Raw genomic sequence first — 19,316 nt, 5'->3', positions numbered from 1 at the left:
GGTCTCCCCATACCACAACAACGAGGACCAAGGCCCGAAGCCACGGCTTGTTTCCCGGCAAGCCCTAACTACACGGCATTGGCCCTAGTCCGCCGCGGCACCGACGCGACTAGCACTTGCCGTCGGACTCCTGCAGACCCTTGTTGGCGCCCGCCGTCCGGCGCGTAGCCGAGCAGCGCGGGGATCATGGTCAGCGCGATGAGGACCGCGATGGCCACCGTGCCCGCCGCCGCTATGCCCATCTTCGTCAGCATCGGGATGTTGACGACGGACAGGCCCATCAGGGCGATCACACCGTCAGGCCCGCGAAGACCACCGCCGAGCCCGCGGTGCCGACGGCCCGGCCGGCCGCCTCCTCACGGTCCCGGCCCTCGGCCAGCTCACCCCGGTAGCGGGAGACGACGAACAGGGCGTAGTCGATACCGACCGCCAGGCCGATCATCGAAGCCAGGGTGGAGGTGGTGGAGCCCAGGTCGAGCGTGCTGGCCAGGGCCGTGACGGCGGACACGCCGATGCCGACGCCGATGATCGCCGTCAGCAGCGGCAGCCCGGCCGCCAGCAGCGAGCCGAAGGTGATGACGAGGACGACCGCGGCGACCGCGATACCGATGATCTCGGCGGTTCCGGTGTGCGGAGTGGCCCTGAGCGCGTCACCGCCGACCTCGACGGTCAGCCCGGACTTCTGCGCCTCCTTCCCGGCCGCTTCCAGGGCGTCCCTGGAGGCGTCGTCCAGTTCCATGCCTGAGACCTTGTACGACACCGACGCGTACGCGATCGTGCCGTCCTTGCTGATGCCGTTGGCCTGGTACGGGTTGGTGACGGAGGCGACCTCGGAGCCGTCGGACAGTTCCTTGACCGTCTCCTCGACGGTCGCCTTGTTGCCGGGGTCGGTCATCTTCTCGCCGCTCGGCGCCTTGAAGACGACGCGTGCGGTCGCGCCGTCGGCACTGCTGCCGGGGAAGCGCTGTTCCAGCAGGTCGAAGGCCTTCTGGGCCTCCGTGCCGGGGATCGAGAACGAGGTGGAGCCGGCGCTGGGCGCACTGGCCGCGCCGACGCCCGCGAGGGTCAGCAGCGCCACCCATATCAGGGCAACGAAGTGCCGTCGCCGGAACGCGAGCCGGCCGAGTTTGTAGAGGAACGTGGCCACGAGGGCGTACTCCCGGTCAGGTCGTGGGTCTTCAGGGCAGGGGTGATCAGCCCGACGACGTGAGCGGTGACGTCAGGTGGTGGGCCGCTGGGGAGATTCGTCAGTGAGTGGGGACGCCGAGGGCGGGGAGGACCACGGCGTCGATGTACGAGGCGAGGAAGGCCTGCGTCGGCGGCTGGTCGTCGATCAGCGTGCGGGTGGCGAAGGCGCCGACCAGCATGTGCACCACGTAGTCCAGCGCCGGGCAGTCGGCGCGGACCTCGCCGCGCTCGACGGCCCGCCGCACCACCCGGTGGAACTCCTCCATCTCCGGCTCGATGAGCAGTTCCTTGAAGGCCTGGAGGAGATCCGGGTTGCCGTGCACGGCCATGAACAGACCCCGCATCAGCGCGGCGTTCTGCTGCATGGTGCAGTCGTCCTCGCGTGACGTGAGGGCGTGGAGGTCGCCCCGCAGGGACCCGGTGTCGACGTCGGAGATGATGCCCGGCTTGTTGTGCCGGATCGCCTTCGCGACCAGCTCCGGCTTGCCGCCCCACTGGCGGTACAGCGTCGCCTTGCTGGACCGGGTGCGGGCGGCCACGGCGTCCATGGTGAGGGCGTCGTAGCCGACTTCCCGGAGCAGGTCGAGCACGGCCTCGTACAGCTCGGCCTCGCGCTCGGGGGTGATCCGACTGCGACGCGTCGTTACTACCTCAGTCATGTCTCGCCCACCTTTCCCACTCCGAACGACACGGTTTCGTACACGACGAAGGTAGCGCACGCCCGAGCGGAACGAAACGGTTTCGTTCGCAGTCTGGCTGTGTTCCCGGTCACGACCGGGGTGCATCACGACTTGCCCCGCTTCACCCCCCGGAAAAGCATGGGGAGGTGAGCTATTTGCGCCTGCCCCACCTCCATGGCGATCTGCTGTGCTTCGTGGCCGAGGACGACCTCTGGCTCGCGTCCCTCGACGGTCCCGGCCGCGCCTGGCGGCTGACCGTCGACCGCACCAAGACCGGCCACCCCCGCTTCTCGCCCGACGGCCGCCAGATCGCGTACACGAGCTGGCGCAGCGTGGTCCCGGAGGTCCACCTGGTGCCGGTGGACGGCGGTCCGGGGCGCCGGCTCAGCCACTGGGGCAGCCCCGACACGCAGGTGTGCGGCTGGACGCCCCCCGACGGGGAAGGAAACGCCGACATCCTCGCCGTGGCCTCGCACGGCGAGCCGTTCTCCTACTTCACCTGGGCGTACAAGCTCTCCCCCGACGGCGACCCCGGCCGCAAGCTGCCCTGGGGCCCGGTCTCCGACATCCAGGTCGCCGACATCGACGGCGAGCGCAGGACCCTGCTGCTCACCGGCACCCCGCCGCATGAACCGGCCGCCTGGAAGCGCTACCGGGGCGGCGCCACGGGCCGGCTCTGGCTGCACGGCGAGCGGCTGCTGCCCGGCATCGGCGGCCACCTGCACTCCCCCATGTTCGTCGGCGGCCGGATCGCGTTCCTCTCCGACCACGAGGGCGTCGGCAACCTCTACTCGTGCGCCCACGACGGCTCCGGCCTGCGCCGGCACACCGACCATGACGCCTTCTACGCCCGGCACGCCTCCAGCGACGGCACACGGGTGGTGTACCAGTGCGCCGGTGACCTGTGGATCGTGGACGACCTGGCGGCGGACTCGGCGCCCCGCCGTCTCGACGTACGGCTCAGCGGGCCGCGCGCGGGCCGCCGCCGCTACCAGGTGCCCGCGGCCCAGCACGTGGACGGCATCTCGGTCGACGAGACGGGGCGGGCGAGCGCCGTCGTCGTACGCGGCAGCCTGTACTGGCTCACCCACCGGGACGGCCCCGCCCGCACCCTCACCGACACCCCGGGCGTACGGGTCCGGATGCCGGAGATGCTCGGCTCGGGCGGGCAGATCGCGTACGTGACGGACGCGGAGGGCGAGGACGCCGTCGAGATCGCCTACCTGCCACGCGCGACCGGCGACCGCGCACCGCGCAGGCTGGCCTCCGGTCGGCTGGGCCGGGTCCTGGAGATGGTCTCCGACCCGCAGGGCGAACGCCTCGCCCTCGCCGCACACGACGGACGGCTGCTCCTCCTCACTGTGCCCGATGATGCGGCCACCGCCGCGGGGACCGAGGACTCGGACGGCGAGGTCACCGAGCTGATCCGCTCGATCAACGGGCCCGTGAGGGACCTGGCCTTCTCGCCGGACGGGACGTGGCTGACCTGGTCGCACCCGGGCATCGGCCGCTCGCTGCGGCAGATCAAGATGGCGCGAATCGCCGGTGCGGCAGATGCGGCCCACCTGATCGTCGACGTCACCAACGGCCGCTTCGAGGACGAGAACCCGGTGTTCACCCGGGACGGCCGCTACCTGGCCTTCCTCTCCTGGCGCGGCTTCGACCCGGTGTACGACGTGCACACCGGCGACCTGTCCTTTCCGCTCGGCTGCCGCCCCTACCTGGTGCCCCTGTCCTCGGCCACGCCCTCCCCCTTCGCGCTGAACCCGGAGGGCCGTCCGGTCGCCAGCGGCCTGGACCCCATGGAGGACGAGCCGGACGACGGCAACGCGGTGACCGTCGAGATCGAGGGTCTGGAGAGCCGGGTGACGCCGTTCCCGGTCACCGCCTCCAAGTACTCGGCGCTGTGTCCGGTCGCGGGCGGCGGGCTGGTCTGGCTGCGCTGGCCGATCTCGGGGGCGCTCGGCGAGACGTTCGCCAACCCCGACGACCCCAGCGAGCGGCCGACCCTGGAGTACTTCAACCTCGCCAAGGTGAAGAAGTCCGAACTCGTCGGCGACCTGGACTTCTTCGCGGTCAGCGGCGACGGCAGCCGCCTGGTCGTGGTCGACGAGGGCGACCTGAGGGCGGTGCCGTCCACGGAGCCCGGCGACAGCGACACCACGACCTGGATCGACCTGCGCCGCATCCTGCACGAGGTCGACCCGGCCGCCGAGTGGCGCCAGGCGTACGAGGAGGCGGGCCGGTTGATCCGGGCGTACTTCTGGGAGCCGGGGATGTGCGGCATCGACTGGGACGCGGTCCTCGGCCAGTACCGCCCGCTGGTCGAACGGGTCGCCTCCCCCGACGAGTTCGCGGACCTGCTGCGCGAGGTCCTGGGCGAGCTGGGCACCTCGCACGCGTACGTCGCGTCCGCGCGGTGCAACGAGGGGCCGCCGCACTACCAGCGCCGGCAGGGCCTGCTGGGCGCCAACTTCGTCCACCGGGACGACGGCTGGACAGTCAAACGCATTCTCCCCGGCGACTCCTCCGACTCCAAGGCCCGCTCCCCGCTCGCCGGCACGGGCATCCGCGAGGGCGCGGTGCTGACCCACGTGGACGGCCGCCCGGTGGATCCGGTGGCGGGGCCGTATCCGCTGCTGGCGGGCGCGGGCGGTACGACGGTGGAGCTGACCTTCGCCCAACCCGTCGCCCACCACCGCCCTTCCGAGGAAGGCCCTTCGGGCCCTTCTGGTCCGGCCGAGGGCGAGGGCCCGCCCCGCCGGGTCGCCGTCGTCCCGCTGTCCGACGAGCGGCCGCTGCGCTACCAGGACTGGGTGGCCAAACGCCGGGCGGTCGTACGGGAGTTGAGCGGCGGCCGCTGCGGCTACCTGCACATCCCGGACATGGGCGGCTCGGGCTGGGCCCAGTTCAACCGCGACCTGCGCATGGAGGTCTCCCGCCCGGCCCTCATCGTCGACGTACGCGGCAACGCGGGCGGCCACATCAGCGAGCTCGTCATCGAGAAGCTGACCCGCACGATCCTGGGCTGGGACCTCACACGCAACGCCCAGCCGGTCTCGTACACCTCGAACGCCCCCCGTGGCCCCATCCTCGCCCTGGCCGACGAGGCGACCTCCTCCGACGGCGACATGATCACGGCCGCGTTCAAGCTGCTCAAGCTGGGCCCGGTGGTCGGCCAGCGCACCTGGGGCGGCGTCGTCGGCATGACGGGCCGTCACCGCCTGGGCGACGGCACGGTCATCACGGTCCCCATGAACGCGGCCTGGTTCGACGCATACGGCTGGTCCATCGAGAACAAGGGCGTCACCCCCGACGTAGAGGCCCTGCGCACCCCTCTGGACTGGGCAGAGGGCCGCCACGTCCAACTCACAGACGCAGTCCAACTGGCCCTGCACCTCCTGGACACCACCACACCCCCGGCAACCCCACCGACGTACAGCGACGCACCAGACCACTCAAGGCCAAAATTGCCGCCGAGGAACTGACAAGGGGCAGCGCCCATTCCCCAGGGGCGCGGGGAACTGCGCGACAAGCCGGCAACCCGAACGCGGGGCACCCCGAACCACAGGGCACCCCGCGTTCACCGGCTCAGGCAGAGCCAGCGGCTACACGTCGTAGTCCTCGTTGAGGCGCTCCTCTTCCTCGCGCCGCAGCCGCTCCCGCTCCGTCTCCGTCTCGTCCCGCTGCTGCCCACGCTGGCCACGCTGCTGGAGCTGCTCCTTGGCCTGCTCCATCTTCTCCTTGGCCTGCTGCTGCATCCGCTCGGACTTGTCCTGGAACTGGTCCTTCATACCCATGTGGGTTCACTCCCGTGGGGGTGAGGGAATCTGGCCCGTCCAGATTCACACGAGCAATCACCCTCCGCATGTCGATCAGTCACGTTGAGTAGCACAGTGCCGCTCGTCGGCCACCCCGCCCGCCCCCACGAGCCCCGTCCGCATTCCCTCCAGCCGGGACGCGAACCGCTTCACCTCCCGCTGCCCCACAGTCCCGATGACGGCCGGCAGATACCCGCGCACGCCCTGCATCCCCCGCAGCCACCACTGCCCGTACACATGACCCGACCGCCGCTCGATCCCGGCCACGATCCGGTCCACCGCGGGCCCCAGCGGATACGTCTTGTTGGACGGCCACCGCAGCCGCTGCCTCAACTCCCGCATCACGTCGTCCTGATCGGCCCCGCGCACCATGTCCGTGTCGGTCCACGACAGGTACCCGACGCCCACCTTCACGCCCTTGTACCCGACCTCCGCCCGCAGACTGTGCGCGTACGCCTCCACGCCCGACTTGGACGCGCAGTACGCGGTCATCAACGGCGCCGGAGCGATGGCCGCGAGCGAGGCGATCTGCAGCAGATAACCCCGGCTCTCCATCAGCACCGGCAGAAACGCCCGCGCGGTCACCGCCGACCCGATCAGGTTGACCTCGATCACCCGCCGCCAGGTCTCCGGATCGGAGTCGGCGAACGGCCCGCCGGTCGCCACACCGGCGTTCGCGACGACGATGTCGACCTTCCCGAACCGTTCCTTCACCTCCCGCGCGACCCGGGACATCGCCTCGTGGTCGGTGACGTCGGCGTACCAGTGGTCGCTGTCGCTGGGCAGCCGCCCGGAGACCTGCGCCAGCGCATCCGGCTCCAGGCCCACCAGCGCCACCTTCACCCCGCGCGCCGACAGCTTGCGGGCGAGCAGCTCGCCCACGCCACGCGCCGCCCCGGTGACGACCGCGACCTGCCCTTCGAGGCCCGCCCTGCTCATTAGAGGACCATCCCTTCTGCAGCCCTCACGAGTAGGGTTGTGACCTCTCGGTCCCGGTGGGTGCATGGCCAGTGATGCGAGCCGTTCGACGGCCAGCGTGAGTTCCGCCAGCCCCGCCGGGCCGAGGCCGTCTGATCGGCTTCAGGGACACGCCCCAGGCGGCATAGAGGTTGACTCAGGAAACTCATGCGCCCTCCTTCACGTGCGCGTACGTGCCGACGAGTTGCCGTATGCGTGCGCTCACCAGCTCGGGCGCCTCGACCGGCGTCATGTGCCCCATGCCGGTCAGCTCGGTGAGCCCTACGCAGTGCGGCAGCGCCGCGGCCAGCGCGCGAGAGTGCACCGGCGGCGTCAGCCGGTCCGCCGTGCCGACGAGCACGGCCGTCGGTGCCGCCAACTGCCGTACGCCGTGGTCGAGATCGAGCAGGTCGAGCACGTGCGACCAGGCACGGCGCACCCGGCGCGGGCAGGCGTGCACGATCCGCGCGCACGCCTCGATCATGTGCGGGGCCGAACCGGGGCCCATGGTCCCGTACTTCAGGATCCGGCGGGCGAGCGGCGTGACCGGCCCGAGCGGCGCGCGTGAGCCCAGGATGCGCCGGGTCAGCCAGGTCCGCAGCGGGCCGGGGCGGATCGGTACGACGGTCGACTCGGCGACCAGGCGCGAACTGCCCGTGCTGCACAGCACAACCGCCGCCGCGTGCTCGCGCAGGGCCGGCCTCCCGGTCGCCGCCAGTACCGTCATCCCGCCCATGGAGTGCCCGGCGATCACGGCCTTCTCCCCCGGCGCGAGGGTGGCCTTCAGTACGGCTTCGAGGTCGTCGGCGAGGACGTCGGTGCCGCACGCCGAGCTGGCCGGGCTGCGTCCGTGGCCGCGCTGGTCGTAGGCGATCACCCGGTGGTCGGCGGCGAGGTCGCGGATCTGCGCCGCCCAGAAGGCGGTCGAGCAGGTCCACCCGTGGACGAGGACGACGGGCGGCGCGCTCTCGGGTCCGTGCACCTCGACGTGCAGCCGGGCGCCGTCGGCGGAGACTGCGGTCAGTTCGCGGGCGGGGACGGGCGGGGCGTACGGGCCGGACGCCACGTGCAGGAGGCGGCTCACGCGGACACCTCCACGGGCCGGCGGGCCGGGACGCGCAGCACGTCGTACTCCGTGAGGTCCACGTGCCGTGTCGCCCGCCGGAACTCGGCCGTCGTACCGGGCCAGAGGGTGGTGTTGCGGCCGTGGGCGTCCTGGTACCAGCTGGTGCAGCCGCCCGTGTTCCACACCGTGCGCTTCATGCGCTGCTGCACCCGGTCGTTCCAGGCCCGTACGGCGTCGGCGCGGGCGTCGAGGGCGACCCGGCCGCCGAGCACGTGGAGCTGTCGGAGGAAGTCGGCCAGGTAGTTCAGCTGGGACTCGATCATCAGGATCATGGAGGAGTTCCCGAGGCCGGTGTTGGGTCCGATGACCGTCATCCAGTTGGGGAATCCGGCGGCACAGGCGCCGCGCAGCGACTGCATGCCGCTGTCCGCCCAGGCCTGGGCGAGCGTCCTGCCGTTCGTGCCGACGACCCGCTCGGCGATGGGCAGGTCCGTGACGTGGAAGCCGGTACCGAAGACGATCGCGTCCACCTCGGCCTCGCTGCCGTCGGCGGCGACGACGGTCGCCCCGCGGACCTCCGCGAGGCCGCTCGCGACGACGTCCACATTCGGCCTCGCGAGCGCCGGGTAGTAGTCGCTGGACAGCAGGATCCGCTTGCAGCCGATGCGGTAGCCGGGAGTGAGCTTGGCGCGCAGGGCCGGGTCCTTGATGGCGCGGGCCATGTTGCGCCGCGCCAGCTGCTCGACGAGCCGCAGCTCACCGGGGTGCTTGGTGAACGCCTGGACCTGCAACTCCCGGATGCCCCACACCAGTGAGCGGCGCAGTTGCGAGGTGAAGGGCAGTTGGCGATGGACCCAGCGTTCGGGGCCACTGATCGCCCGGTCGACGCGGGGCATGACCCACGCAGGCGTGCGCTGGAACAGGGTCAGCCGGGAGACCGCCGGCTGGACGGCCGGCACGATCTGGATGGCGGAGGCGCCGGTGCCGACCATCGCGACGCGCTTGCCGCGCAGGTCGTAGCCGTGGTCCCAGCGGGCGGAGTGGAACACCTTGCCGGGAAAGGAGTCCAGCCCGGGGATGTCGGGGATTTTCGGATCGGACAGCGGCCCGGTGGCGGAGACGACGACATCCGCGGTGAGCGCCCCGCTGCTCGTCTCGACGAACCAGTGCAATCGCTCCCCGTCCCAGGTCATCCGCTTGACCTCGGAACCGAGGCGGATGTGCGGGCGCAGCCCGTACACGTCCGTCACATGCTCCAGGTAGGCGCGAATGTGCTCCTGCCCGGAGAAGGTGCGCGGCCAGTCGGGGTTGGGCGCGAAGGAGAACGAGTACAGATGCGAGGGCACGTCGCACGTGCACCCCGGATAGCTGTTGTCCCGCCAGGTGCCGCCGACGCGCCCGGCCCGCTCCAGCACGACGAAGTCGGTGATCCCCTCCCGTCTCAGCCGCACGGCGGCCCCGAGTCCGCCGAACCCCGACCCGACCACCGCCACCCGCACATGCTCGTGTTCGGTCATGCCAACGCCTCCATCGAGCGCCCGGAACCATGCCAGTGAACACTGGCGCAATGGGAGAGTAGGACAGCTCCTTACCGATGGGTAGGGGGCGGGCGGAGGACGTTTGCATCAGCGGCCACCGCCGCGGGCACCGGCACTACGACATAGGGTTCGGGCGTGGGAGAGAAGCGTGAATACCGCATGGAGGAGCTGGCGAAGAAGGCCGGGATCACGGTGCGCACCCTGCGCTTCTACCGCGAACGGGGGCTGATCCAGCCACCGCGCCGCGAGGGCCGTATCGCCTGGTACGACGACACGCACCTGGCCCGCCTGCGCACCATCTCCGCGCTGCTGGAGCGCGGCCACACGCTGAGCGGCATCGCCGAACTCGCCGAGGCCTTCGACCACGGCCGCGACGTCCGCGACCTGCTGGGCCTGACCGCCCCGACCGAGGAGACCCCGGTCCGTCTCACCCCCGAGGCGCTGGCCGACGTCTTCGGCGACCAGGCGACCCCGGAGAACCTGGCCGCCGCCCTGGAACTCGGCTACCTCGGCACCGACGGCGGCGAGATCGTCCACGTCAGCCGCCGCCTCCTGGACGTCTCGGCGACCCTCGTCCGCGAGGGCATCCCGCTCGCGGACGTCCTGCGCGCCGCGCGCCACGTCCGCGAACACGCCGATGCCCTCGCCGGGCTCTTCACCGACCTGGTCCCGCACCACGCCGACGAGCAGTCCCTGCCGCGCCTGCGCCCGCTGGCCCGCAGCGTGGTGGAGGCGGAACTGTCCCTGGCCCTGGACCGGCGGATGCGCAGGGAGCAGTGACTACCGGTCGTAGACCACCGTCACCGGCGCGTGGTCCGACCAGCGCTCCGCGTGCGTGGCGGCCCGCTCCACCAGGCCCTTGACCGCCTTCGCGGCGAGCCCGGCGGTCGCCACGTGATAGTCGATGCGCCATCCCGTGTCGTTGTCGAACGCCCGGCCCCGGTACGACCACCAGCTGTAGGGCCCGTCCACGTCGGGATGCAGCGCCCGTACGACGTCGGCGTAACCGCCGTCCGCCGGGTCGAAGACGCGGCTCAGCCACTCCCTCTCCTCCGGCAGGAAACCGGAGTTCTTGGTGTTGCCGCGCCAGTTCTTCAGGTCGGCCTGCTGGTGGGCGATGTTCCAGTCGCCGCAGACGAGGACCTCGCGGCCGTCGGCGGCGGCGCGTTCGCGCAGGGCCTTGAGGTGGGCGAGGAACTCGTCCATGAAGCGGACCTTCTCGTCCTGCCGCTCGGTGCCGACCTCGCCGGAGGGGAGGTAGAGGGAGGCGACCGTGACCCCCGGCAGGTCCACCTCGACGTACCGGCCGCTGTCGTCGAACTCGGCCGAGCCGAAGCCGACCTGGACGCGGTCGGGTTCGCGGCGGGAGTAGAGGGAGACGCCGGCGCGCCCCTTGGCGGCGGCCGGGGCATGCACGACATGCCAGCCGTCGGGCGTACGAACGTGCTCAGGCAGCTGCTGCGGCTCGGCGCGCACCTCCTGCAGACACAGCACGTCGGCTTCGGCACCCGCGAGCCACTCCACGAAGCCCTTCTTCGCGGCGGCACGCAGGCCGTTCACATTCACAGAGGTCACTGACAGCAAAACGCTCACCCTTTTCAATCGGGCAGCACGCTACCCGGCGTCGCTCACCTCCCATGGGTCCGGCTCCCACACGGGATGGACACTGACATCGGCTGGAGTCCCGCTGTGCACTCAGGCGCGGCCCTTAACCCACTTCACGTGGATTTCGCAGAGAAAATCTCAGTGCGAATCCCCGCGTGCGCGAATGTAGCGCCATCCAAAGTAGAGCACTCCCAGCGCTCCCCCAACTGCACCAGCCCCACACAGTATGGTTGCCCATAGGGCCATGTCCTGCGTGATCCATAGCAGGCTCACCAGGACCAGCGCAATAGAGAACGAGAATCGCTCCCCATAGCCCAGGCCGCGGCGACCGGTCAGCCCCCGATTGCTGTGCATGTGTATATCACGCCCTTCATTTTGATATCCGTCCACCGCATCCTCGCGTTAAAGGGGGCGCACTTCTTGAGATCGCTCACTGCCTGGCACTTCTCGTATGACGCGATCATGGCGGGCTGCTTTTGCGCAGGCGGGCAGAAATTCCCTATGTTCGGCAATTACTGGTCAGGCAATTGCTTGATCATCGCAAGGGGGACGCTACCAGCGAGGACATGCATACGCAATGGCGACTTTACTCATGGAGGGCGCTTCGTTAAGGATTCCTTAATAGGTCATCTCCGTGAAATCGGGTGAATCTCACGTAATTCAACAGACCGGGCATCCCGACCGCCGCCTGATGGCCACTGTCCCGAACGGACTGCAGTCAGTTCTGCGCACTGATTTATCTTGACTGACATGGACATACGCCGCGTGCCCTTCGACCATCCCGACGCCGTCAAGCTGAACGACCTGGTCCAGGTCGAGTACCAGATCCGCTACGGCGACGACGGCGACGCGACACCCCTGGACGCGGCGGACTTCGAGCCGCCGAACGGCCTGTACCTGATCGCGTACGACGAGCAGGGCGCCCCGGTCGCCAGCGGCGGCTGGCGCGCGCAGGACACCAACGGCGAGGGCAACCTGGACGGCGACGCCGAACTGAAGCGGATGTTCGTGATCGAGCAGGTGCGCGGCCGGGGCCTGGCCCGGCGCGTCCTGGCCGCCCTGGAGGGCGACGCCCGCGCGGCCGGCCGTCTCCGCATGGTCCTGGAGACCGGCACCGAGCAGCCGGAGGCGATCGCCCTGTACACCTCCAGCGGCTACGAGCCGTGCGCCAAGTTCGGCCACTACCGCCACTACGACTCGAGTCGCTGCTTCGCCAAGCCGCTGTGACGGCTCACCCGACGGCGTTGGCCAGGATGCCGTCGAGGAGGTAGGTCAGCCCGAGGGTGAAGGTCGTGTCCCAGTCGCCGCCCGTGAAGGGACCGTGCGCGGCGAGCGTCGGATAGCGGTCGGCGCCGGCCTGCACGTGTTCCTGGGCGGCCCGCTGGGCCGCGTCGTCGTCGCCGGGCTGCCAGGTGGCCTGCATCAGGGCCGAGCCGATGACGTAGTTGGACAGCCCGTACGCCGCGGCGGTCAGATGCGGGCCGGTGATGCCGGCGGCGCGCAGGGTGGCGTACAGGAACTCGCTGCGGGCGAGCACGTTGGGGCCGAGCATGGGGCGGCTGAGCAGCGCCGCCGACCAGGGGTGAGCAAGCAGCGCGGCGCGCCAGCCGGTGAGCAGAGCGGTGACGTCGCGGCACCAGTCGCCGCCGCCCCGAGGGACCGGCACGTCGTGGAAGATCGCGTCCAGGGCGAGGTCGAGCACGTCGTCCTTGGTCTTCACATGCCAGTACAGCGTGGTGGAGCCGGTGCCGAGACGCTCGGCGAGCCGCCGCATGGTCAGCCGGCCCACGCGCGTGAGTGGCTCAGCCGGCCGGCGCGACAGCCTCCAGTTCGTCGATGTTCCCGGCCATGATCGTGGGAATGTGCGCGGTGATGTGCTCGACGGGCCAGTCCCACCAGGCCAGGGCCCGCAGGCGGGCGATGTCCTCGTCGTCGAAGCGGCGCCGGAGGAGCCGGGCCGGGTTGCCGCCGACGATGCCGTAGTCGGGGACGTCGTCGACGACGACCGAACCGGAGGCGATGACCGCGCCGTGGCCGATACGGACGCCGGGCATCACCAGGGTCCGGTACCCGAACCACACGTCATGGCCGACCACCGTGTCACCGCGGCCGGGCAGCCCGGTGATCAAGCCGAAGTGCTCGGCCCAGGACCCGCCCATGATCGGGAAGGGGAACGTCGACGGCCCGTCCATCCGGTGGTTGGCACCGTTCATGATGAACCGTGTCCCCTCGCCCAGCGCGCAGAACCTGCCGATGACCAGCTTCTCCGGGCCGTAGTGGTACAGCACGTTCCGTGTCTCGAAGGCGGTGGGGTCGTCCGGATCGTCGTAGTACGAGAACTCCCCGACCTCGATCAGCGGTGACCGCACCAGTGGCTTGAGCAGCACGACCCGCGGCTGCTCGGGCATCGGGTGCAGCACGGTCGGGTCGGCGGGGACGAGGGGCATGGCGCGCGGCTCCCTGAGGGCGCTGGTGTAGGGGACGCCGCGACGCTACAGCGCGTCGCCACACCGCACCGACTCATTTTCCACCTGCCCGACGGACAGTCCGCCATCCCGGACGAGTCCGCCCTTCGCGCAGCCGCCCAGGACGTCCTCACCCCCTGACAGCCACCCAGACCGCACTCGCCGAGGCCCGCTCCTACTCGGCGTCCCGCTGAGCGACACGTCAGAGCCCCGGTCGGTGATCACCGACCGGGGCTCTGATGTGCGTGGACCTGAGGGGATTTGAACCCCTGGCCCCCTCGATGCGAACGAGGTGCGCTACCGGACTGCGCCACAGGCCCTTGCAACGAGTGAGACTTTAGCACCCCGATCCGCCTGCTTGGAAATCCGTTCCGGGCCGGCCGCCGGGAGCGGCACTGGTGGGGCGGCTACTCGTTGGCGGCCCGGGGCCGGTCGCCGTCCTCGTACTGGTCGAACAGCGGGGTACGGCCCCGCTCGCGCGCCCGCCGGGCCGAGGCCGCCGAGGGGGTCCCTCCGCGCGAGCGTGTGCGAGCGTGCGGCAGGGCGTCACTGCGCCCGCCGGGGTCGTCCCTGTCCTCGGCGGTCCCGGCCGTACGGCTCTCCCGTGGTGCGGCACCGTCGGCGGAGCCGGTGCCGCCCTCCCGGTCGGGGGCGACGGCGCTCGACCGGGCCGAGCTCCAGGTGTCCGGCGCCCCGAGGTCCACGTCGGGGGTGGCGCGCGGGGCGACGGGCGCGGTGACGTACGTGGGCAGCGGCACCGGGACCGGCTCCCAGCTGTCGCCCTGGCCGGGCCGGCGCTGCCGCTCGCGCTGCTGGTCGACCCACTCGGCGTGGTCGGTCTGCTCGACGAGTGCGCGCCGGTCGGCGGCGAGCGCGGACAGGCCGGGGTCGGTGTCCTGCTCGGGTCCTTCAGGTTCGTCGGCGTCCGCGTCGGCGGTGGCGGCGGTGCTCACGCGGCGGCGTGGCTGGCGGTCGCGCTCCCGCAGCCGCTGGGCCGCGGCCTCGGCCCGGCGGCGGTCCATCTGGTAGGCGAAGCGGCGCCGCTCCTGGGAGCGCAGATACGCGATATAGACGCTGAGCAGCACGGCCGGGACGCCGGGCGCCCACAGGAACGCGAGCCCGCCGACCGCGGCGACGATCGCGCCGAGCGTGAAGGCGAGGAACAGCACGACCGTGGTACGCCGGCGGCGTGCGAGCACCTTCGAGCGCCGGGCGCGCGCCGCGGCGGCCTGCGCGGCCTGGGCAGCCTGTGCCGACTGCGCCCGCCGGGCGGCAGGCATGCGTTGGCGCGGCGGCGACGCGGGCGACGCCTGCGCTGCCTGTGCTTCGGAGGCCGGCGGGGCGGCGCCCTCGGACGCCTGCCGGGCGTCGCGGTCGGGCGCCGGATTGCCCGGCCGCTCCGGTCGCTTCGTCCGCTCGCGTGCGGGTTGCCGGCGTTCGGGGTCCTGCCCCGCCGGTACGGTCGCCCGCGTCTCCCGTCGGGTCTTGGACATGGCGAAGGCCCGGACGTCCACCGAGTCGGTGACGGCGTCCGGGTCCTCGGCGTCGTACTCCACCTCGTCGGTGGAGCGCGCCCGCAGGTCCTTGGCGTACCGGCGCTCCATGCCCGCTCGTCCGGACAAGAGCCGGATGGCGGTACTGAAGCGTTCCGTCGGACGGGCCTCGTTCAGCTCGTCCTGCCTACGGAGCCACATCGGCACCAAGTAGGCGGCCCAGGCCCCGACAATGACTGCGTAGATGAGGCCGCTGCTGCTCACGCCTCACACGGTAGAGGGGTTTGCGTGAGGCCATCCGCCAATTGAGCCGGTGTGTCGCACGATCTGGCTGATATTTCGAACTTTTTTTGTGACCGATGTGATCAACGGACCGCCCGAGCCGTGAATTCAATGCCACGAGACGGTCACCGGCCGATCGATTTCGAACACCCATTCAATTTCCGGGGCTGTGCGGGATTCCCGGATTGCGGGGCTGGTTCCGTGCCTGGTGGTGCGGCTGCTGGTGGTGCGGCTGCTGGTGGGAGCGTGCCCGGTGCCAGCGCCTGACCAACCCTTCGGGCACCTCTTCCGCGGTGAGCGCGAAGACGAGGTGGTCGCGCCAGGCTCCGTCGATGTGGAGATAACGCGGCCGAAGGCCCTCCTCGCGGAATCCGAGTTTCTCCACGACCCGCCGGCTCGGGCCGTTCTCGGGGCGAATGCAGACCTCGATGCGGTGCAGTCCGACCGTGTGGAAACAGTGGTCCACGGCCAGTGCCACGGCCGCCGGCATCACGCCGCGCCCGGCCACCGCCTCGTCCACCCAGTAGCCGACATGGCCCGAGCACATCGAGCCCCAGGTGATTCCGGCGACCGTCAACTGCCCGGCCAGCCGCCCCTGGTACTCGATCACGAACGGCAGCATCCGGCCCGCGTTCGCCTCGGACCTGAGGTGGCGGACCATCTGGCGGTAGGTGGGGCGGTGTGCCATCGGCCCGCCGGGCGCGGGCGGCGGGATGGTGGCCTCCCAGGGCCGCAGCCAGTCGCGGTTGCGCCGGTTGACCTCGCGCCAGGCCCGTTGGTCGCGCAGCTTTATCGGCCGGAGGACGACGTCGCAGTCCACCAGCTCGACTGGCCAGGATGGGCTGTTCAGCTCGCACCCCCACTACTGGCGCCGGGTCTGGGGTGGTCACCGCCGCGTATCTGGTCGACGGCGTGTGTCAGCAGGGGCTCCAGGACGGCCAGCCCGTCCTTGACCCCGCCGCTGGAACCCGGCAGGTTGATGACCAGTGTGCGCCCGGCCACTCCGGCCAGGCCCCGGGAGAGCGCGGCCGTCGGCACCTTCTGACGTCCGAGCGCCCGGATGGCCTCCGCGATGCCCGGCACCTCGTGGTCGATCACCCGACGGGTCGCCTCGGGCGTGCGGTCCGTCGGCGAGATGCCCGTGCCGCCGGTGGTGACGATCGCGTCGTACCCGGCGTCGACCCCGGCGCGCAGGGCGGCCTCCACAGGGTCGCCGTCCGGGACCACCTGCGGCCCGTCCACCGAGAAGCCGAACCTCTTCAGGCCCTCGGCGATCAGCGGGCCGCCCTTGTCCTCGTAGATCCCGGCGGCGGCCCGGTTGGAGGCCGTGACGACGAGAGCGCGGTACGTCATGACCGGCTCCAGTCGCCCGACTTGCCGCCCGTCTTCTCCTCCACCCGCACGTCCGTGATGACCGCTCCCTTGTCGACCGCCTTGACCATGTCGATCACGGTGAGCGCGGCGACGGAGACCGCGGTGAGGGCCTCCATCTCGACGCCCGTGCGGTCCGTGGTCTTGACGGTGGCGAGGATCTCCACGGCGTCGTCCGCGACCGACAGGTCCAGTTTCACACCCGACACCGACAACGGGTGACACAGCGGGATCAGCTCGGGGGTGCGCTTGGCGCCCATGATCCCGGCGATCCGCGCGGTGGCCAGGGCGTCTCCCTTGGGGACTCCCTCGCCGCGCAGCAGCTCGACCACGCGGGGCGAGACCAGGACGCGTCCGCTGGCGCGGGCGGTGCGCGCGGTCACGTCCTTGCCGGAGACGTCGACCATACGGGCGGCGCCCGCATCGTCGATGTGCGTGAGGCGGTCCTGCGTACCTGAGTCCTGGGTACTCATGCTCGTGTGGCGCTCCCGGTCCGGGCCCGGCGCGGTGCGGCGCATGGGCCTGCTGTGCGCGACACGGTACCCCCAACCAGGGGCTCTCAGCCGAGCAGGACCACCTCGACCTCGGCGCCCGGCTCGACGGACTCGGCGTCCTCGGGTACGACGATCAGCGCGTCGGCGTGGGCGAGCGCCGCGACCAGGTGGGACCCGGCCCCGCCGACCGGCCTCACCGCGCCGTCGGCGTAGCTGCCGCGCAGGAACTGTCTGCGGCCCTTCGGCGAGGTCAGCGCCTTGTCCGCGGTCAGGGCGGCCCGGGTGCGGGGCCGGTGGACGTCCGTCAGCCCCATGAGCGTGCGGATCGCGGGGCGCACGAACAGCTCGAAGGAGACGTACGACGAGACGGGGTTGCCGGGCAGGGCCAGCAGCGGGGTGTGGTCGGGGCCGATGGAGCCGAAGCCCTGTGGCTTCCCGGGCTGCATGGCGAGCTTGCGGAACTCGACGCCGCTGCCGGCCTCGTCCTCGTCGCCGACGTGACTGAGCGCCTCCTTGACCACGTCGTACGCGCCGACGCTGACCCCGCCGGAGGTGACCATCAGGTCGGCGCGCACCAGCTGGTCCTCGATGGTGGAGCGCAACGTCTCGGCGTCGTCGGCGACCGCGCCCACCCGGTAGGCGATGGCGCCGGCGTCGCGGGCGGCGGCGGTGAGGGCGAAGCTGTTGGAGTCGTAGATCTGGCCGGTGCGCAGGTCGGTGTCGGGCTGGGCGAGTTCGCTGCCGGTGGACAGGACGACCACGCGCGGGCGCGGGCGCACGCGTACGGTGCCGCGGCCGATGGCGGCGAGCAGACCGATCTGCGGCGGGCCGAGGACCGTACCGGCTTCCAGGGCGCGGTCGCCGGCCTTCACGTCACTGCCCTGCGCGCGCACGTGCGCGCGTGTCTCGGCCGGCCGGTACACGTGCACGTGCCCGGTGGCGGCCTCGGGGGCGAGGCTGCGGGCGCGCATCCCGGCGACCGCGCCCTCGCCGAGGCCGCCATCGGTCCACTCCACGGGCACGACGGTCTCGGCGCCGGGCGGCAGCGGGGCGCCGGTCATGATGCGGGCGGCCTGGCCGGGGCCGACGTGCAGCACGTCGGCCGAGCCCGCCGCGACGTCCCCGACGACCTCCAGGACCGCCGGGAACTCCTCGCTCGCGCCGGCGACGTCCGCGACCCGCACCGCGTACCCGTCCATGGAGCTGTTGTCGAACGGCGGCAGGGAGAGGGGCACCGTGACGTCGTCGACCAGGACGCAGCCCTGGGCGTCGAGCAGCTGCAGCTCGATGGGGTCGAGGGGGCGGACGGCGGCGAGGATGTCCTCCAGGTGCTCGTCCACCGTCCACAGGTGGTCCGGGCCAAAGTGGTCCTGGCCGGTGGCGCGGGGCGCGGCGCTGCTCAACGTTGCTACATCTCCTCGGCTACGTAACTGCGAAGCCAGGTCCGGAAGTCCGGGCCCAGGTCTTCACGTTCGCACGCGAGTCGGACAATGGCACGCAGGTAGTCGCCGCGGTCGCCGGTGTCATAGCGGCGGCCCTTGAAGACGACGCCGTGCACCGGGCCGCCGACCTTCTCGTCGGCGGCGAGTTGCTGGAGGGCGTCGGTGAGCTGGATCTCGCCGCCGCGGCCGGGCTCGGTCCTGCGCAGTATGCCGAAGACGTGCGGGTCGAGGACGTAGCGGCCGATAACCGCGTAGTTCGACGGGGCGTCCGCGGCGTCGGGCTTCTCGACCAGGCCGCTCACCTTGACGACGTCGCTGTCCTCGGTGGCGTCGACGACGGCACAGCCGTAGAGGTTGATCTGCTCGGGGGCGACCTCCATGAGCGCGATGACGCTGCCCGCGTGCTGCTCCTGGACCTCGATCATCCGCTTGAGCAGCGGGTCGCGCGCGTCGATCAGGTCGTCGCCGAGCAGCACGGCGAAGGGCTCGTGGCCGACGTGCGGGGCGGCGCACAGCACGGCGTGGCCGAGGCCCCTGGGGTCGCCCTGGCGGACGTAGTGCATGGTCGCGAGGTCGCTGGACTCCTGCACCTTGGCGAGGCGGTTCTCGTCGCCCTTCTTCTCGAGGGCCGACTCCAGCTCGTAGTTGCGGTCGAAGTGGTCCTCCAGGGGGCGCTTGTTGCGGCCCGTGACCATGAGGACGTCGTCGAGACCCGCGGCAACGGCCTCTTCGACCACATACTGGATCGCCGGCTTGTCCACGACCGGCAGCATCTCCTTGGGAGTGGCTTTGGTGGCCGGCAGGAACCGGGTACCGAGGCCCGCTGCGGGAATGACAGCCTTGCTGATCCGAGGGTGCGACTGAGTCATGCCCGCCACCATATCCGGTGCCTTTGCGGGGAATCTGCGGCTCCG

At 71.2% G+C, this 19,316-nt stretch carries 17 protein-coding genes, 1 tRNA gene and 1 pseudogene; 3 read left to right on the top strand and 16 right to left on the bottom strand.

Annotated features, from left to right (window positions below; genetic code table 11):
- Nucleotides 1-122 precede the first annotated feature (122 nt).
- Both H8R17_RS33915 and H8R17_RS33910 read right to left on the bottom strand, forming a co-directional pair.
- Nucleotides 123-1,147: pseudogene (locus H8R17_RS33915) on the bottom strand (MMPL family transporter); the annotation flags it as partial.
- A 100-nt stretch (nucleotides 1,148-1,247) separates the two neighbouring features.
- A complete protein-coding gene (locus H8R17_RS33910; RefSeq protein ID WP_187827050.1) occupies nucleotides 1,248-1,847 on the bottom strand; it encodes a TetR/AcrR family transcriptional regulator in 600 nt (199 codons plus the stop codon).
- Between the two features lie 167 nt (nucleotides 1,848-2,014).
- Between H8R17_RS33910 and H8R17_RS33905 the strand changes: the two genes are divergently transcribed.
- Nucleotides 2,015-5,356: a S41 family peptidase gene (locus H8R17_RS33905; RefSeq protein ID WP_187827049.1), complete on the top strand. Its 3,342-nt coding sequence runs from the start codon at nucleotides 2,015-2,017 to the stop codon at nucleotides 5,354-5,356.
- A gap of 120 nt (nucleotides 5,357-5,476) precedes the next feature.
- On the opposite strand, the gene H8R17_RS33900 is transcribed toward H8R17_RS33905, so the two are convergent.
- The 4 genes from H8R17_RS33900 to H8R17_RS33885 form a co-directional block, all read right to left on the bottom strand.
- Nucleotides 5,477-5,668: a hypothetical protein gene (locus tag H8R17_RS33900; RefSeq protein ID WP_187827048.1), complete on the bottom strand. Its 192-nt coding sequence runs from the start codon at nucleotides 5,666-5,668 to the stop codon at nucleotides 5,477-5,479.
- Nucleotides 5,669-5,743: 75 nt separating this feature from the next.
- Entirely contained in the window at nucleotides 5,744-6,628 is an 885-nt protein-coding gene (locus H8R17_RS33895; RefSeq protein WP_187827047.1) for an SDR family oxidoreductase, read from the bottom strand.
- 184 nt (nucleotides 6,629-6,812) lie between these two features.
- The gene (locus H8R17_RS33890) at nucleotides 6,813-7,730 is read right to left on the bottom strand and encodes an alpha/beta fold hydrolase (protein WP_187827046.1); all 918 of its coding nucleotides are present in this window, start codon (nucleotides 7,728-7,730) and stop codon (nucleotides 6,813-6,815) included.
- Nucleotides 7,727-9,229 carry an NAD(P)/FAD-dependent oxidoreductase gene (locus H8R17_RS33885; protein WP_187827045.1) on the bottom strand — a complete coding sequence of 501 codons (1,503 nt, stop codon included), beginning with the start codon at nucleotides 9,227-9,229 and terminating at the stop codon, nucleotides 7,727-7,729. The genes H8R17_RS33890 and H8R17_RS33885 overlap by 4 nt, the downstream gene beginning before the upstream one ends.
- A 180-nt stretch (nucleotides 9,230-9,409) precedes the next feature.
- Here H8R17_RS33885 and H8R17_RS33880 point away from each other — a divergent pair, with 180 nt between their 5' ends.
- The gene (locus tag H8R17_RS33880; RefSeq protein WP_187827054.1) at nucleotides 9,410-10,030 is read left to right on the top strand and encodes a MerR family transcriptional regulator; all 621 of its coding nucleotides are present in this window, start codon (nucleotides 9,410-9,412) and stop codon (nucleotides 10,028-10,030) included.
- Here the strand turns inward: H8R17_RS33880 and H8R17_RS33875 are convergent, their stop codons facing one another.
- Nucleotides 10,031-10,834 carry an exodeoxyribonuclease III gene (locus H8R17_RS33875; RefSeq protein ID WP_187827044.1) on the bottom strand — a complete coding sequence of 268 codons (804 nt, stop codon included), beginning with the start codon at nucleotides 10,832-10,834 and terminating at the stop codon, nucleotides 10,031-10,033.
- A 771-nt stretch (nucleotides 10,835-11,605) separates the two neighbouring features.
- Here H8R17_RS33875 and H8R17_RS33870 point away from each other — a divergent pair.
- The gene (locus tag H8R17_RS33870) at nucleotides 11,606-12,082 is read left to right on the top strand and encodes a GNAT family N-acetyltransferase (protein WP_187827043.1); all 477 of its coding nucleotides are present in this window, start codon (nucleotides 11,606-11,608) and stop codon (nucleotides 12,080-12,082) included.
- Between the two features lie 4 nt (nucleotides 12,083-12,086).
- Here H8R17_RS33870 and H8R17_RS33865 read toward each other — a convergent pair whose 3' ends face one another.
- The 9 genes from H8R17_RS33865 to galU all read right to left on the bottom strand — a co-directional run bounded on the left by H8R17_RS33865 (nucleotide 12,087) and on the right by galU (nucleotide 19,271).
- Nucleotides 12,087-12,644, bottom strand: a complete 558-nt coding sequence (locus H8R17_RS33865) for a TetR/AcrR family transcriptional regulator C-terminal domain-containing protein (protein WP_316959605.1) — start codon at nucleotides 12,642-12,644, stop codon at nucleotides 12,087-12,089.
- A gap of 13 nt (nucleotides 12,645-12,657) precedes the next feature.
- On the bottom strand, nucleotides 12,658-13,302 hold the full coding sequence (locus H8R17_RS33860) for a CatB-related O-acetyltransferase (protein WP_187827042.1): 645 nt from the start codon (nucleotides 13,300-13,302) through the stop codon (nucleotides 12,658-12,660).
- 264 nt (nucleotides 13,303-13,566) lie between these two features.
- Nucleotides 13,567-13,640, bottom strand: a tRNA-Ala gene (locus tag H8R17_RS33855).
- Between the two features lie 87 nt (nucleotides 13,641-13,727).
- Complete coding sequence (glpR, locus tag H8R17_RS33850; RefSeq protein ID WP_187827041.1) at nucleotides 13,728-15,077, bottom strand: gephyrin-like molybdotransferase receptor GlpR; 1,350 nt, start codon at nucleotides 15,075-15,077, stop codon at nucleotides 13,728-13,730.
- Between the two features lie 172 nt (nucleotides 15,078-15,249).
- On the bottom strand, nucleotides 15,250-15,918 hold the full coding sequence (locus H8R17_RS33845; protein ID WP_262505699.1) for a GNAT family N-acetyltransferase: 669 nt from the start codon (nucleotides 15,916-15,918) through the stop codon (nucleotides 15,250-15,252).
- Nucleotides 15,919-15,941: 23 nt separating this feature from the next.
- Nucleotides 15,942-16,448, bottom strand: a complete 507-nt coding sequence (locus H8R17_RS33840; RefSeq protein ID WP_187827040.1) for a molybdenum cofactor biosynthesis protein B — start codon at nucleotides 16,446-16,448, stop codon at nucleotides 15,942-15,944.
- Entirely contained in the window at nucleotides 16,445-16,939 is a 495-nt protein-coding gene (moaC, locus tag H8R17_RS33835) for a cyclic pyranopterin monophosphate synthase MoaC (protein ID WP_187827039.1), read from the bottom strand. Before moaC ends, H8R17_RS33840 begins: the two co-directional genes overlap by 4 nt.
- Nucleotides 16,940-17,025: 86 nt before the next feature.
- Entirely contained in the window at nucleotides 17,026-18,363 is a 1,338-nt protein-coding gene (gene glp / locus H8R17_RS33830; protein WP_187827038.1) for a gephyrin-like molybdotransferase Glp, read from the bottom strand.
- A gap of 5 nt (nucleotides 18,364-18,368) precedes the next feature.
- Nucleotides 18,369-19,271, bottom strand: coding sequence for a UTP--glucose-1-phosphate uridylyltransferase GalU (galU, locus tag H8R17_RS33825; protein ID WP_187827037.1), 903 nt, complete (start codon nucleotides 19,269-19,271; stop codon nucleotides 18,369-18,371).
- Nucleotides 19,272-19,316 lie beyond the last annotated feature (45 nt).

The organism is Streptomyces sp. TRM68367 (assembly GCF_014495685.1).
Taxonomy (GTDB): Bacteria; Actinomycetota; Actinomycetes; order Streptomycetales; family Streptomycetaceae; genus Streptomyces.
Note: the sequence above shows the minus strand (reverse complement) of the source record. Positions and strands in the feature narration are given on the sequence as shown.